This window comes from Luteibacter sp. SG786 (assembly GCF_011759605.1).
GTDB lineage: Bacteria > Pseudomonadota > Gammaproteobacteria > Xanthomonadales > Rhodanobacteraceae > Luteibacter.
In genome coordinates this window covers 1,525,662-1,541,346 of the sequence record NZ_JAAOYX010000001.1, presented here as the reverse complement: position 1 = coordinate 1,541,346, position 15,685 = coordinate 1,525,662, and the positions used below count along the sequence as shown (strand labels likewise).

The following is a 15,685-nucleotide window of genomic DNA, read 5'->3' as shown; positions in this document are numbered from 1 at the left end:
ACCATGCTCGGCACCATGGCGGTGGTCGGCGCGCTGTCGTTTTTCCAGTTCCGTAGCGCCCTGCGGTCTGAAATCGCGGGGAACCTCCGCTTCGGCGCGACGGCCATGATGCAGCGCATCGACACCTTTCTCTTCGCCCATGTCGAGAACATGCGCGTGTGGCGAGGTCTGGAGGTCATGCAGGATATCCGGGTGAAGGATGTCGACAAGCGCCTGTCGAATTTCCTTGCGAACCTGCGCGCGGGGCAGGACACGGTCTATGACGTACTGCTGTGTACCGACCCCCAGGGGCGCGTCGTCGCCGCCAGCGATCCGTCCTACATCGGCGGCGATGCGCCGCGGCTGTCGGGATGGCGCGGCGTTCCGGGGCAGGGCCTCGACGCCGTTTCGATGGCGCTGGTGTCGCCGGGCGACGGTACTCGCGCCATCGTATTGCGCAGCCCCATAGCCAATGCCTTCGGCGAAGGCACGATCGGTTATCTCTATGTATTCCTGGACTGGGGGGCCGTGCAGCGGTTGCTCGATGGTGCGGTGAACCACGGAGCGCGCAATCTGCTCCTGATCGACAGCGAGGGCCATGTACTCGGCGCGTCGGCCAACCTGCGCACTGCGCCGGGCCTGTCGCGTCTCCGCCTGGACGACTGGCTGCTTCCGCGATCCGGGGCGGCTTCCTATGTTCATGACGGGGCAGGGCTGGGATACGGCGACCTGCTCGTGGGAGCGGCCACGTCCGAAGGGTACCCGCCGTTCGAGGGCATGGGGTGGCACATCCTGATGATCGAGCCGACGTCGGTATCGTTCGGCCCGATCTGGGCGCTGCTGTGGGCCATGCTCGGCGTCTTGCTCGTCACCTTGGTCATCGGGCTGTGGATTTCCTCGCGCCTGGCCGACCGCATCGCATCGCCCATCGTAGCCTTGACGGCCTTCACGCGGAGCTTCCGCCAGGGCCAGACACTGCTTCCCACCATGCCGTCCGGCGCCACCTCGGAAGTGGACGAGTTGCATCGCGCCTATACCGAGATGATCCAGGCCCTGGAGCAATCACGCGAGCAGATCGTTCGTGCAGGCAAGCTGGCCGTCGTCGGCGAAATGGCCGCGATCATGGCGCATGAAGTGCGGACCCCGATGGGCATCCTGCGAAGTTCCGCCCAGCTATTGCAAAGGCAGGCCGACCTCGACGAGAGGCAGCGCGAACTGATCGGCTTCATCTTCAGTGAAACCGAGCGGCTGAACCGCCTGGTCACCCTTCTGCTCGAATGTGCCAGGCCAAATCCACCGCACTTCATGTCGCACGATCTGCTGGAGATCGTCGACAATGTCATCGCCTTGCTCGAATCGCGTGTGGAGCGCGCCGGCGTCACCCTTTCGAGGCAATCCGACGGGGGAGAGGTGATGCTCCGCTGCGACAGGGAACAGATGATGCAGGTATTCCTGAACCTCATCCTCAATGCGTTGTCGTTCGTGGGGGAGGGTGGGCGAATCCGGGTCAGCACTCACCGTGACGAGGACGCGCTATGGGTCAGTGTCGCCGACGACGGCCCTGGCGTGCCCGTCGAATTGCGGCAACGGATCTTCGATCCTTTCTTCAGCCGCAGGGAAGGGGGGATCGGCCTCGGCCTCACCATCGTGCAGCAGATCGTCCAGGCGCATGGCGGCACGCTGACCGTCGGCGAAAGCGCCTGGGGTGGCGCTTCCTTCAACCTGCGCTTCAACGACCAAGAACCTGACACATGACCGCAAAACGCATCCTGGTGGTAGACGACGAAGCGAAGATGCGTCGCATCCTGGAGCTTTCCCTGAAATCCATGGGGCACGACGTGGAGCAGGCGAGCGATGGCCAGGAAGCACTGGCGATCCTCGAGACGGGATCGTTCGACCTCGTGCTGACCGACCTTCGCATGCCCAGGCTGGACGGCATCGGCCTGCTGCGTGCGCTGCGTGAGGCCGACAACGATATTCCGGTCATCGTGATGACTGCCTACGGGACCATCGAAACCGCCGTCGCGGCGATGAAGGTGGGTGCAGCCGACTACGTCATCCGCCCGTTCGAGATGGAAACCATCGAGATGGCGGTCACGCGCGCGCTGACGATGCAGGTGGTGCAGCGTGAGAACCGCTTTCTGAAGGAGGAGGTGTCCCGTGGCTGGGGCGACTTCGTGGGCACGAGCAAGCCCATGCAGGACCTTTACGATCTCCTGAAACAAGTGGCTCCGACCCGCAGCAGCGTCTTTATCGTCGGCGAAACGGGCACAGGCAAGGAGTTGGTGGCGCGGGCGATCCACGAGGCGTCGGGGCGCAGCGGGCTTTTCGTGCCGATCAACTGCGCTGCCATTCCCTCCGAGTTGCTCGAGAGCGAATTGTTCGGGCACATCAAGGGTGCGTTCACCGGCGCCTTGCGTGATCGTATCGGCAAGTGCGAGTTGGCCAGTGGCGGAACGCTCTTCCTGGACGAGATCACGGAGATGCCCGTCGGTCTCCAGGCGAAGCTGCTTCGCGTCCTGCAGGAAGGCGTGATCGAAAAAGTAGGCGGCAACACGGCCACGCCGGTCGATCTGCGCGTCGTAGCGGCCACCAACCGGGATCCGCAACAGTCTGTGGATGCGGGCTTGCTCCGGCGAGACCTGTATTTCAGGCTCAACGTGGTTCGGGTGGACGTGCCGCTCCTGCGTGACCGGCATGGCGATATCCCGTTGCTCGTCGACTACTTCATACACAAGTACTCGATCGAACTCAGCCGGACGCCGCCGCGGATGTCGCCCGACGCGCTGGCGATCCTGGAAGGCTACGCCTGGCCGGGGAATGTGCGTGAGCTCGAAAACCTCATCGAACGAGCCATGGTCCTGTGCCGCGGCGATCTGATCACGGTGGCACACCTGCCTGCGGGCCTTGGCCCGGCGCCAGTCGTGCCTACGGCCGGCGCAGCCGATGTCGATGCGAAAGCCATGCCGCACGGCTCGGACTCACTCTCCCTGCGCCTGCACGTGGATGAGTTGGAGCGGCACCTGATCGACGAGGCACTGAAGCGGGCAGGCGGAAGCAAGGCTGCCGCGGCGCGGCTGCTTCAGATCAGTGAGCGTGCGCTTTGGTACAAGATCAAGCGATTGGGGCTTAGCTAAAACTTAGCGCGCATCCCGGCACGGGTCTTTGACCTGCTGCTTGATCCTGATCAATAAGTGGGTGTGCCCGCCGGATGATCCTGTCGGTATCCGAGCTCGATCGCGGCATGCCCATGCCATGCATTGCCGCCCACATGAGGGTGACACCGATGCATCAACCTTCGAACCGCTATGCCTTACTTGTCCGATGGACACATTGGCTCACGGTCCTGGCTGTCGTGGCAGCGTATGTCTTCGTCAACATCGGTGACGACGAAGCCCCGGCAATCATGCGATGGCATTATCTGGCAGGGCTTGCCGTGCTGGTCCTGTTGATACCCCGCATTCTTTCCCGACTCACCACCCGACCGCCGCCCATCGTTCCCGCGCCCGGAAAGATGGTGGCCATGGTCGCCCGCGTGTCGCATCTCGCCTTGTATGCATTCCTGTTGGTGCAGCCGGTACTTGGCATACTCCAGGTCAACTATGGCGGCGAACTTGTCAGCCTGCCGTGGGGCGGCTGGTCACTTCCGGCGCTGGTCGCGCCTGATCATGCTGCGCATGAGTCGATCGGTGAACTTCACGAGGCACTCGGGGAGATCTTCTACTGGGTGATCGGCGCCCACCTGGTCGCATCGCTATGGCATCACTTCCTTCGCCACGACAACACGTTGCGAAGGATGGTGTGAACCGTGACTGCAGCGCCCATGTCCCCTAGAGCATCCATTGAAAATGCACCTGGACAACGGTTGCATTTGCTCTCGTGGGGTTCGTGCCAGGATGAATCACGTACTGAATATCCGGTTGAATGGCCAACCTCGGATTCACCTGAAGAAGATAGGTAGCCTCAATGGAAGTCTCGGCGGTCGTCGTTGGAATCGCCTGCATGTTCAGCGAGTCGATGTAGTGCGATCCGTTCCGTGCAGAGGTGAGGGCGATGCCAAACGTATCGTCCGGCCTGCTTGTCATGAACCCGGAGGCTGTAAGACCCGCGGCGACGAACGAGTCAAACTGATTGATTCTCCCGTCCCCGACGCCGTATTGCAGGAAGCCCGACAATCGGGCCTTGGGATTGGCGGGCGACCTGAACAGGGTTCGGTCAATCAGTACGTAAGCGCCGCTGCTGCCTTCATGTTGCAAAGGGCGTCCTTTGCTATCAACGCGGCTCAGGTCGCGAAACGTGCCGGTGTAGTGCCATGCTCCGATGGCAAATTTATCGTCGTAAGCGGGGAAGTTCGCACCGCGACCCACCCGGTATTTGGAAATGCCCTGTGAACCACCTGACCCCGGGCGAGTCAGGAAGGCGATCTCGGAGACAAGCAGTAGACCGTCTTTTTGGCCAGGAAATCGGTTCTGCTCATCGGTCCGATTGGCCGGCACGCCGTCCATGATCGCCGTACGAATCAGAATGCTTGAGCTGGGTTTGAAGGTAACCCTGGCTCCGAATGAGGTATCGGGAAAGATGGACGGTCCACCGATGCCGCTTTGGGAGAACTCAGGCCCCATGCCGAACGAACTGTTCAAGAAAAGACCGCTGGACGCGAGGCGATAGAATTCCGAGTTGAGATCATATCGGCCGGCGAGAAGCGACCAACGTCCACTCAGCGAGCTGTACTGTCCCCATGCTTCGTAGAATCGCAACGCCGGCTTTGCCGCATAGCTATTGACGCCTTGAGCGTCTCCAACGAAGTTGCTTGGTTGGCCGCCGTGTATCGATAGCACCTGGAAAAACGCTGTCCAGCCTGGCGCATGAAACAGTTTGTTGCCATCCAAGGCAAGCTGCAAGCGCAGATTGCCGACATAGGCCGTGCCTGTTCGGATGCCGCCAGAAGTATTTGCGGCAGCGATTCCGTCATATATCAATGCAGGGGTCACACCTTCTCGGGTGAGGCGTGCCTTTTGGTCGTCAATCTCATCGGATAAGGCCTGGCCGCAGAAAAGGGCAGTGCTCGCTATCACGCTCTGCAACAGCGTCTTCAACCACGGATCTACACCTGAAGGGCCTCGGTCGGGCAGGGCCGGAGGCAGCGGAACTGTGCGACGCGACCGTGGGGGTCCCATGTTGATCCTCCAGCTAAGCAATAAGCCGTGCAACATGGGGCAGGCACCGGAGTTTCTGACGACGACCGCCAGCTCGCGATCGCCATGCTCAGTGAGAAGCTACGACACAGCGCCGTCTAAGCGCTTGTACGTTCTTAGCAAGATCGCAACAGGAATGATGACCCAACGCCAGCTCGCGTTTTAACCCGCGACATCCACCACCACTTTGCCGGCGGCCTTGCCACTCTCGATCAGCTGATAAGCCTGCTCCGCCTCAGCCAGCGAGAAGCGATGCGGGTCGAGGTGCGTACGCAGGTGGCCCTGCTCGGCCAGCGCGGTGGCCTGCCGAAGGATCTCGCCATGGTGGGCGCGGCCCTGACCGGTGAGCAGCGGGCGCAGGGTGAACACGCCGGAATAAGTACCTGCGCGAAACGACAGCGGTGCCAGCGCGTGCGTGCCCCAGCCGAGCGCGCTGACCACGTGGCCTTGATACGTGCGCACTGCCTCGAACGAGGCGTCCAGCGTGGCGCCGCCGACCGTGTCATAGATGACGTCGAAGCCTTCGCCATCGGTGTACGCCTGCACGTAGTCGGCAACCGGTGTGGTGGTGTAGTCGATGGCGGTGGCGCCGTAGCCCTCGATCATGGGCTTCTGCGCGGCGCTGCCGGTGGCGAACACCTCCGCGCCGCGGGCACGGGCGAGCTGCAGGGCGAGATGCCCGACGCCGCCGGCGCCGCCGTGCACCAGCACGCGCTGGCCTTCATGCACACCGGCCCGATCCACCAGACCCTCGTAAGCGGTGATGAAACCCAGCGGCATCGCTGCGGCTTCGCGCATGGACAGATTCGCGGGCTTCGGCGCCAACAGTGCGGCATCCACCGCCGCGTATTCGGCAAGGGAACCCTGCACGCCGCCGACGCCGCCAGTCATGCCGTAGACGGCGTCGCCTATTTGCCACTGATGGACGTCAGTACCCAGCGCCACCACGGTACCAGCCAGGTCGATACCCAGCACCGCCGGTAGCTGATGTCTCGCGTGCGCTGCCTTGCCGGCGCGGATCTTGGTGTCCAGCGGATTGAGCCCGGCGGCGGCCACGCGCACCAGCACCTGGCCCGGGCCGGGCGCTGGCACGCCAAGCTCCACGAGGCGTAGCGGGGTGTCGATCTGTCCGGCGACGGCGGCTTGCATGGTGGTGGGAAGCGCGTTCATGGCGAGGTGTCCATCGGAAGGTGGCGCCATGATGGATCCGATCCACGTGCATGGGAATCGACGTTTTCGTTTTCCATCCATGCAAAAATGCATGAACTCTCACTGACGGAGCCGGCGATGGATTGGAACGACGTGCGCATCTTCCTCGCCATCGCACGCGAGGGTTCGCTGGGCGCTGCAGCGCGTGCGGTGGGACAGACCCAGCCCACCATGGGCCGGCGCCTGCGCGCGCTTGAGGCCGCGGTAGGGCAGACGCTGTTCCAGCGCACGGCCGACGGCTTCGTGCTCACCGATGAGGGCATGGCGGTGGTAGCCAGCGCCGAGCGCATGGAGGAGGAAGCACTCGCCTTCGAGCGTGCGCTGGCCGGCCGCGAGAGCACGCTGAGCGGGCAGCTTCGACTGGCGGCGTCGGACTGGTTCGGAAGCTACGTGCTCGCGCCGGTGCTGGCCGAGTTCGCCCGGCGGCATCCCGCGGTGACAGTGGAGTTACTTACCGACGCGCGCCTCTACAGTCTGGCGCGGCGCGAGGCAGACCTGGCATTCCGCATCAAGGCGTTCGACGAGCCGGACGTGATCTCGCGCCGCCTGCTGCGCATGCCTTATGCGTTGTATGCAAGCGCCGGCGGAGCCCGTCTGCGCAAGGATGGCCGCGGCGCACGCCTGGTCACCATGAACGCCGCGTTCGGCGGCATGCCCGACGTGGGCTGGCTAAAGAAGCACCTGCCGCATGCCACGGTGGCGTTCACCAGCAACAACCGCGAGGCGCAAGCGCGTATGTGCGCCGAAGGGATCGGCCTGGCCGTGCTGCCGGTGGCGCTCGGTGACGCCTTTCCGACGCTGCGCCGCATCGACCTGGGCGAGGCGCCGCCGTCACGCGACACGTGGCTGGGCTACCACAAGGACCTGAAACGGCTGAATCGACTGCGCAGCCTGCTGGATCTGTTGAGCGAGCGCTTCGCTGACGCGGTGGCGTGATGCTGCGCGACGGGCGTCTCTGCCCGGCGCGTCGCCACCACGTGCCGCTTTGCGAGAAGGGGGCACGTGCCTGTCACCCGAAGGCGGATGGGCGAACGCGCAGTAGATCGAGGTCTCTGGTGGCTATGTGATCTGACGGCTGGACCAGGGAGGCAAATCGAGCGCATCGATGCGGAGCTGTTGTAAGTGATACGCATCCGTGCGGATGCAACTGGATCGCGCCATCAGGCTAGGTTGTCGAGAATAGGGCGGGGTTGCTGGGATGTCGGCAACGCAAGGCATCACTGCTACTGACTCAGTACGCTCTACCACGAGCCAGATCGAGAAGCGGGGGCGGCCGGTGCGATACCACATTTACCCAGGAGATCTCTAGCGACCAGCCTGCGGAGCCGGTGTGAGCGGCATACACCACGTCATATTGAACGAAGGGTGTTGCCCAGGCGCTTCCGTCGATAGAGTATTGGAGGCAATCCATGAATCGGCAGCAGCCAGCTAACGTTGAATATGATCTGCCGATGATAGGGCCGATGGATCCTCTGACGACGGGTGATTAGGGCTGGTTATCGAGGGAAGGTGCAGGCTTCGACTTCCGCACCCAAGCGGTCACGCCCAGTTTCCGTAATCAACCTCCACCATAGCAAATTAAACTGAGTTGAGGTTCAAGCTGCCAGTGGGCGTTAATCTCTTCGCGCGCTGCTCCGCCGTCGTTCATTTTCTACTTGCTTGTCATCTTCGCACAGGCGAGAGAAGGAGGCCAAAGGCGGCACAATCGAGCACTGCACTACGAGTTAAATAGGTAGGATAACGGAAAGGACGTGACGACCCTGCAGCCAGTGCATCGGAACGACTCGCGCATGAGCAGCCTGGCTAAGTTGTGCTTGGTCAGAGCAAGCTTAGTCCCGCACTGCGGACATGCAAGAAGCGTTGCCAAGGGATCTAGAATCCGTTTGACCTCGTTGACCTGCGCAGGATCGTCACCAAGCGTATACATTCCGAGGATCGTCCGAACCTCGAACGCACTTCTCGCGCCTGGGTCCATATTCTTCATGCGGTCATAGAGACCCAGGATGACGTGCGACAGGAATAGCAGCACGGTCGGCAATACCTCGTAAAGGCCCTCGTAGGAGTCATCTTCAGTGTGGTTCTTGAAGATGAAATTGAAGTTCATCGGCTCCGTTCGCACGGCCTCGCGGTCTACAGTTATCAGGTGAACGGCCCGCTGGAGGATTTTGTATAGGCCTCTTTCATAGGAGTCCTTGAATAGGACGGAGTGAAGCCAGTCGCTTTTGAGAGCATTTTTGAGTACCGTCTTCTCTAGGGCGGCCTGCAAGATTGCCTGGCGGTGATTGCCGACGATCTTTGGAGCTAGCCCGGCGGGAGATTGATTTGCAAAGGCCTCGTAGAAACCGTCCTCATCTCCGAGCATCCAAGCCAGATAGACCAAGTTGTCCAACAACGGCTTCCGAAAGAGGTTGAACGCCACCACTACCTTGCGTCGTTCCATGCAACGCAACGCTTCGTAGATGTGATGAAGGCAATCCGATACCATACCAATCGTGATGGTATTGATGGCGACGCGTTTGGCCTCTTCCAAACGCCCAAGCTGTTTGAGCGCTTCTATCGAGCCGACTGCGCTCGACAACTTCTCGAACCGATCGGCCTCGTCAGCATCTCGGAATTTGAACCGCACGAGGTGTGCACGCGCCTTTTCGTATTCGGCGAGCATGTGAACGCAAGTATCATGCAAGAAGAAGCAGTACTCGTGTGCCAGGCGCACCGAGGGCGGCACCCATTTGAGACGGTTGCGCGGGATCAGGCCGGACGCCACATCACGCGATCGGCCAGCCCTTTCGACGTCGCCGGTGAGCGCGTGCCCTATCAGAACGCTCTTTGTCATATGCCTCCCTTATGGCGGGTCAATCGTACTGTGCGCTCTGTTCATCGTCGGAGTCCTGTGCCCGCGCGATCTGCTTGGCCATGGAATCCGACATTTTCTTGGACCAGCGCCGAACAGCCGCTTTCGCATGCTTGTGCAACGCCGTTAGCGGCTCTTCGTACAGCTCGTAGTAGGTCGTGAGCGACCCGGACCAACCAAATGTATGCATGTTTCCGACCAAGGCCTGCTGCACGTCATCGCGCTCCCCGAATTCATCGACTATGCGTTGGATCAGGCAGCTGAAGCGCTTGCCCTGACCATCACTCTCGCTGGTCAAGAGCGGCAGGATGCGCGCGAGGAAGGCCGGCGCCACCTCCGGGTTGGCGTGGCACCAGGCGAGCAGTGTGTCGTCCGACAGCTCCTCGATAGGGGCCTTCTGTTGCGAACCACCAAAAGAATAGTCCTTGCCGAGCGAGTGCTGGAAACGCCAGGACGCCGGTGGGTTTGAAGTGATCGCATTGCCGATCAGGGGCCAAACGATCTCGGGGAACTCACGAAGCAGTAGTGGCAGCAGTGGCTTGATCCGGCGCTCGTCGACCAGCGATCCTTCGTCCACGCGGTCAATGAGCTGACGCGTAAGGGATAGCGCTACGGCTCGCGCGTCCGCGTCGTTGCGCCCCTTGCTCAACAGCCACTTCATCAGTTCGATGAAGTGATGGTCGTTCATGGTGTTGGTCTGACCGGCGAGCGCAGTATCAGCTGCTGACCGTAGTTGCGGGCGAAGGTGCTCAAGGCGTCCCATGTCCGAATGGACGTACATCCCCAGGAGATCGTAGCCCAGGTTCGCTTGGTCGGGTTTCGCGAAGATCTCGGTGAACAGCGGCGCGACTTCCTCGGGCTCACGCTTGGCAAGCCTGCCTCCGAACGTCCAGGCATAGAGCGCTCGTGACGTGAGCGTGCCGCTCTTCAAGCCCTCACAGACCAATAAAATGTCTGAAGACGGAATGTCCATCTTGAAGGCGAGCAAGGGCACGTTTGACGCTAACTTTGGCGAACGGATCGCCCTGCGCTTGAGCATCTCGACCAACTGTGGCTTCGTTTTCGCCAACTCAGCCACGTAGCTTGTTAGCAGGTCCGAGTTCTGCCGTCCAGAAGGCGCAGCGCGGTAGGCCTTTACCACCCTCCACAGCCAACTAACCTTGTCGTTCGCGTTCGCCGCCAGGGCCGTGCCGAAAGATCCTGCCATGCGCTGCTCGCCGGTGCTTAGCGCCGGAAGCTCCGCAATTAACACCTCGGGCTGTGCGAGCGCCTCGACGGCGAGTTCCGCAATCGTTTCCTGCTGACGCACCTCACGTTCATTGAAGTCTAGCTTCTCGTCGCAAGGGTAGTCCCATGGCATCTCAGTCACGAGCAGCTTGAGCCGTCCGCTCAAGTCGTCAGGTGACACCATGGCGAGTATCGAATATACCCGCGCAAGGTCCTCTTGCGTCATGCCAGCGGCGTCATAGGTGATGACATCGCCAAGGGAGGCCATGGCCCGGGGCCAGTAGCGGCCTTGGGCCTGTACGAGTTGCGTCACGGCCTTTTCCACAAAGTCCAGGAAACCAACGAGGATCAGTCCGCGAATGTCGTTGGCGAGTGCCTTTTTCGCGATCTCGCCCGCTGTGTCGTCAATCAGCGCGAACCGTAGGAGACGTTCAAGGCACTCTAGGATGTAATCGACCGCAACCTTATTGCTCGGGTTCCACGGTTCGAGCGCCTTGCGTAACCCATGGCTCTCGATGCCGACCGAGCGCGAGAAATGCTGCACTTCCGCGCCGCTTTCGAGCGCTGCAGCGAGCAACGTATTTTGCTCAGGGATATCCTGATCGATCAGGTCGTCGAGCAGCGCCAGGCGCGCATCCCCATCCGCCGCAGTATCGCCGAGATAGGCAGGAAACAGCGACTTGAACTGACCGGTACAATTGTTTCTCCAGGTCTCGTTTTCCGCCATCGCCAGGCGGAACAGCAATCGAGCGCCAAGCTCGAAAGTCGCGGGCACGAAAGCGATGCGTTGCGCCGCCCATCGGATTTCACTTCGCGCATCACCGCCAAAGTCCTTCAGCGCGCCATTGGGCAACGTGTCGAACACACGTTCAAGCAACTCGCCAGTCGCCCTGGCGTCGATCTCCGACAGACTGTCGATGACGCTCGCGTTCGCGCCGTTACAGATGGCGTCATAGGAGTCGAGCGGGCCGCCGACGCGGCACACATGGCGGGTCACGTCGAGCGAGATGCGCGACTGGTTAAGGAGTGCCAGTTGCTTGGCCGCACGGCGACGCAACAGCGGCGGCGCCTGCGTAAGCACCTCGTCCCATTTCTGAGGCCCCCATTCCTGCCATTGCCGCTCGGCAAGGCTGTGCGCGATGGGGCGGGGCTGGACCGTAACAAAGCGGCCACGCGGTTGCGCCACTCGGCGGCGGGCGAGATCGACGAACGTTGCCCTCAGCTGGTCTTCCGGCAAAGTGCCCGCCAAGGCCGCGACCTGGGCCAGCTCTGCCTCCGCTTCGCCGCGAAATCCCACCAAGCCGAAAACACTTAGCAGCTTCGCGCCTTGCAGAAGCTCTTCCTTATTCGTGCCGCGCCGCCCAATGACAACCTGTTCAATGAGGAAGTCCTGCGTAACGGTGGCGAGCGAGATGTCAGCGACCCACGCCTCCGCACTCAAGACGGCCATCTGCGGAAAGCCGCCGGCGAACTTCACCAGGCGGCGCACGTCCTGGGTGGGCAGCCCAGGTTGTAGGTTCTTAATGAGGGCTTCGATGAGGGAGTTCTTGGCGGGCTTGATAAGTAGAGTGTCGTTCGGCAGCATTTCGACCGGCCCCTCACGATCAATGTTTTTACCCAACGATCCGCCGGGCACCTCATGGTCGATGGTGATAAGCGACAGACGACTGCTGGAGCGTTTCACCATCGCGGCAAGGTCTTGGTGTGTCTCCTCACTGCACCGGTCGACGACGACGACCGCACGCTTGCCAAGATCCGCCAGGGACTGCACCGCACCTTTGACGGTGGTCGAGCCAAGCTCCGTCTCTACACCGTAAAGCACGAGGTCGCCGGTCCGGATGCCGGTCTCATCGTCATCGGCGAATGCTTCCAGAACGAGGCGAGATTTGCCGAGGCCGGACAGGCCGACGATGCGAACAACTTCGCGCTCCTTCTCGACCACCGGACGGACGCCGGCACGCACGGCCGCGAGGCGGTCGTCATCGACGAACGGGGTCTCATGCTCGTGCCGACCTGCCCAATGCATGTAGGTGCGGAAGGTGGTGGCGAGGCTCGGTTGCGTTTGCTCTTGAACCCAGGTGGCGACTTGCGGATGCTCATTCACCCAGGTGGCGATCTGATCCGCGTCACGGAAGGCGATTTGTGAGGCCTTGGCGGCAACGCCCTGGGCATGAATTGCTTCGAGCACGGCGGTGACGCGCTTCACGACTTCACGCCTAACATAGGCGCGATTGCACAGCATGATGTAGTTGCCGCCCGCTTCGAGCGTCTCGCGTATGACCGGCTCTAGGTCACCTGCTGCGGTCAGAACGTCCTTCGCTGCCTTGCCCGGCGTGATGGCGGCAGCCTTTACCTGAAGGATGCAGTTGCGGCTCGGCAGGTAGGATGTGCGCTCCGGGCCGTTCTCCCAAGTAATATGTGCATCTTCGCCGCCATCTGCAGCCGTCAGCACCGAGGCGACATGGATGTTGTCGGGTGGGATGCGGTTCTTCGCGGCCTCAGCCGAAAGCAGGCGCCGCGTCAGTACAACGAGGAAGCGATCGGTTAGGGCACTGACATGCGCTCCGGTTATCTCGAAGGGCCGAAGCCCTGTCTGCTGAATAGGGACATGTATACCGGTTAGTGCGCCGAGGGCCGTAGCGTCGGCGTCGAGGATGCGTAAGAGGCTGATCGTGGCAGCCGCCGGCGTTATCGCGCCGCTCTCGTACTTTTGGAAGGCGCGGATGCCGCCGCCCAGCAATTCACCCGCTTCGACCTGATTCAGGCCAAGGCTCTCGCGGATACGACGGATGTCCGCCGGCGTCATGGGCTCGGCTTCAGATTTCGAAGGGGCAGTTTGCTTGATTTGCTTTTTCATTTATACACCATGATGGTGTAATAGCCTCACATTTGACCCAACTTGTCAAAGCCTGGCTCGCTTGATCAACTTAGATACTTAATTCTAAAGAATGGTTTCAGCGCTCGCAGACGAGGTTGGCCTCTATGGCATTGGGCGGCACGACCTGCCTTCCCGGCGGCCAGAAGCCGCTGTGAGAGGGATTGCCACCTCTGGCCAAGGCGCGATGCGCCTGGTAGACCCTTGGCCGTCAGGATTAGGCCTTTGGCGAAAGCAGGGCCTGAGCAGTCGCTTTGCACCGGGTCGCACAACCGCAGCCTTCTGTCCCGACCGTCGCCGCCCCACTCACTAGCGGCCTTATAGGAATCGTCCTACCGGCTTTGCGTGGACGACCTCTTGCTCAAATCCCGGAATTTGAGACGGGGCTGTGCACACTCGCTTTGCGGCGCACAGTGCACCGCAAACCTTACCCAGGGGAGTCACCCATGAGCCAGCGACACGCCATCATCCGCCTCCTGTCCGAGGCGTTGCCCTACCGACCGCTTAAAAACCCCGGACAGAAGGAGCAGGCCGAAAAACGCATTGAACGGGTAGCTGCATGGGTTTTCGCTTTGGGCTTCGCCACGATGCTCGTTCTTTGGGCAGTCCGCTTTGCAATGGGTCCTCTGCCTGGATGGATCAAATGGCCCGGTCTGGCGTTTGCCCTGGCCAGCATCATCGCCGGATTCACCTACTCGTCGGCCGACTTGATTGTCCGGTGGACGCGCCGCGCGCACCGAGCGGAAGATGAGGCACACCATCAGCTTGCCCGGCTTGATCACCGCACCCCGCAGGTCGAGGCACTCGCAGTGTTTGACGATGATGCGCTCGAGGACGTCGAGGCGCAGTACCGCGCAAGACTCGATGCGGGTCAGTCGCGGATGGCGTCGGTGCTAGGCGACAAGTCGGCAGTGGTGACCAGCGCGTTGTCAACGGTGACCCTTTGGAAGGTGCTCAGTGATCTCAAATGGGTCGAGCCTGGGTCACCCGTCCTTGGAGCCTTTATAGGTGCGGGCATCGTCATTGCAATCGGCCCGGCGCTGGCAAAGGGCTTCTCCGAGCGGCTCGTCTACCAGTGCGACCTGCTCGCCTCAGCAAGAAAGCGCAAGGCACGGCAGGGCAGTGATGGGGAAGGGCTGACCCGATTGGCGACGCCGGCGGCCAACGACGGTGCCGTGCCGTTGCCGGACAGGGCGGCAAGCGACATCCTTGTTCACTGACAGTCCGGCGCTGTACCGGCCCGCTGCTGAGCCTGTCGTTTATCGAGAAGCAGGACAGTTCGTTGCGTACGTGATGCCGGAGAGGTCCGGCGTCACCGGGCGATACGCGAACCATGACCTTCCAGAAAGCCGCCCCTTCTGTCCGCGCAAACAGGTTGTTGTTCGCGCGTCCATGACATCGCACTTAAACCTCCCGGAATCGGCAGGGTGGGGCGGCTTTCGGCCAATGCCTGGCCGGTTGACGCGAGGGAAGGGCTGGGCAGGCATCTCGAATACGAAGAGGCCCAAATAATTCGGCTCCGAAGCCTCATCTACGTCATAGATGAAGAGGCGCATCTCGTCCTTCCTAAGCATGTAGATATCGGATCTTTGGCAGAAATGCTGCGTAGCCTCAAGGCTGGGCTTAAAAAGTCCCATGTGGTCAACTTCTTTTCGTCGCCTGAAGATCTTGCTGCCAAGGTCACTCAGGATGTAGTGCGATTGACTAGCGCTATCGCCAAGGAGCCGACAGCGGAAGTTCTCTCCCAAATTGCCGCAAATGCCGTTGAGCGCAGTCCGCTTACGCCACCCCGATTCGAATATTTGAAGCAGCGCACATCTGGAATCTTTAAGTACGACGTACCCGATGCAATCTTACGGGAGGCGCTAGAGTTGATCTTCGGCGGTGACAACATGGCAGCGGCATTTTTACTGAGCCGAGGCACTCCTATGCCACTTGATAATGCCGTCGATGGGCTCATGACATTCGAAACGATCTTGGCTGATATCGTAGTTAGTAATAAGCAGAAATCGGACGGGAGTGGAGAAGTCTAACGTTTCATCGATGCGGCAGCTTCGAGTGGTCTACGGCGGCAGCTTTGGCATGAAAATGCGCCTTGAGGTAGCAAAGATCGATTGGGGGATGTTATCCCGTGCACGCAGGGAAGCGTTCGCTTCACCCTCCGGTATACAGTGGCAGTTCGACAGCGTAGGGGGCGACCTCCGCGGCGGGCATGCTCAAGCCATGGAACGATGCGAGGAAGCGTTTTGACTTGTCCGTTCGCGACGCAGTAAAGCGTACAAATGTCGGTTTGCGACGCATTGAGTCATACAATTTTGGGTTCGCGACACGATTGCCGTGTCAAACGTT

At 61.2% G+C, this 15,685-nt stretch carries 10 protein-coding genes; 6 read left to right on the top strand and 4 right to left on the bottom strand.

The window, feature by feature from the left end:
- Positions 1 to 3: 3 nt before the first annotated feature.
- From FHS47_RS07010 to FHS47_RS07000, 3 genes are all read left to right on the top strand, one after another.
- Positions 4 to 1,734, top strand: a complete 1,731-nt coding sequence (locus tag FHS47_RS07010) for an ATP-binding protein (RefSeq protein ID WP_167024878.1) — start codon at positions 4 to 6, stop codon at positions 1,732 to 1,734.
- Positions 1,731 to 3,116: a sigma-54 dependent transcriptional regulator gene (locus FHS47_RS07005; RefSeq protein ID WP_167024876.1), complete on the top strand. Its 1,386-nt coding sequence runs from the start codon at positions 1,731 to 1,733 to the stop codon at positions 3,114 to 3,116. The genes FHS47_RS07010 and FHS47_RS07005 overlap by 4 nt, the downstream gene beginning before the upstream one ends.
- 74 nt (positions 3,117 to 3,190) lie before the next feature.
- Positions 3,191 to 3,784, top strand: coding sequence for a cytochrome b/b6 domain-containing protein (locus FHS47_RS07000; protein WP_208381831.1), 594 nt, complete (start codon positions 3,191 to 3,193; stop codon positions 3,782 to 3,784).
- A gap of 25 nt (positions 3,785 to 3,809) precedes the next feature.
- Here the strand turns inward: FHS47_RS07000 and FHS47_RS06995 are convergent, their stop codons facing one another.
- Together FHS47_RS06995 and FHS47_RS06990 are read right to left on the bottom strand one after the other, a co-directional pair.
- Positions 3,810 to 5,075, bottom strand: a complete 1,266-nt coding sequence (locus tag FHS47_RS06995; protein WP_167024874.1) for a carbohydrate porin — start codon at positions 5,073 to 5,075, stop codon at positions 3,810 to 3,812.
- 261 nt (positions 5,076 to 5,336) lie between these two features.
- On the bottom strand, positions 5,337 to 6,374 hold the full coding sequence (locus tag FHS47_RS06990) for a zinc-dependent alcohol dehydrogenase family protein (protein ID WP_208381830.1): 1,038 nt from the start codon (positions 6,372 to 6,374) through the stop codon (positions 5,337 to 5,339).
- Between the two features lie 87 nt (positions 6,375 to 6,461).
- Between FHS47_RS06990 and FHS47_RS06985 the strand changes: the two genes are divergently transcribed.
- On the top strand, positions 6,462 to 7,319 hold the full coding sequence (locus tag FHS47_RS06985; RefSeq protein ID WP_167024872.1) for a LysR family transcriptional regulator: 858 nt from the start codon (positions 6,462 to 6,464) through the stop codon (positions 7,317 to 7,319).
- A 781-nt stretch (positions 7,320 to 8,100) separates the two neighbouring features.
- Here FHS47_RS06985 and FHS47_RS06980 read toward each other — a convergent pair.
- Together FHS47_RS06980 and FHS47_RS06975 are read right to left on the bottom strand one after the other, a co-directional pair.
- The gene (locus tag FHS47_RS06980) at positions 8,101 to 9,216 is read right to left on the bottom strand and encodes a hypothetical protein (RefSeq protein ID WP_167024869.1); all 1,116 of its coding nucleotides are present in this window, start codon (positions 9,214 to 9,216) and stop codon (positions 8,101 to 8,103) included.
- Between the two features lie 19 nt (positions 9,217 to 9,235).
- Entirely contained in the window at positions 9,236 to 13,318 is a 4,083-nt protein-coding gene (locus tag FHS47_RS06975) for a type II toxin-antitoxin system MqsA family antitoxin (protein WP_167024866.1), read from the bottom strand.
- A gap of 464 nt (positions 13,319 to 13,782) precedes the next feature.
- Here FHS47_RS06975 and FHS47_RS06970 point away from each other — a divergent pair, with 464 nt between their 5' ends.
- Complete coding sequence (locus FHS47_RS06970; protein WP_167024863.1) at positions 13,783 to 14,556, top strand: hypothetical protein; 774 nt, start codon at positions 13,783 to 13,785, stop codon at positions 14,554 to 14,556.
- A gap of 207 nt (positions 14,557 to 14,763) precedes the next feature.
- Entirely contained in the window at positions 14,764 to 15,369 is a 606-nt protein-coding gene (locus tag FHS47_RS06965) for a hypothetical protein (RefSeq protein ID WP_167024860.1), read from the top strand.
- Positions 15,370 to 15,685 lie beyond the last annotated feature (316 nt).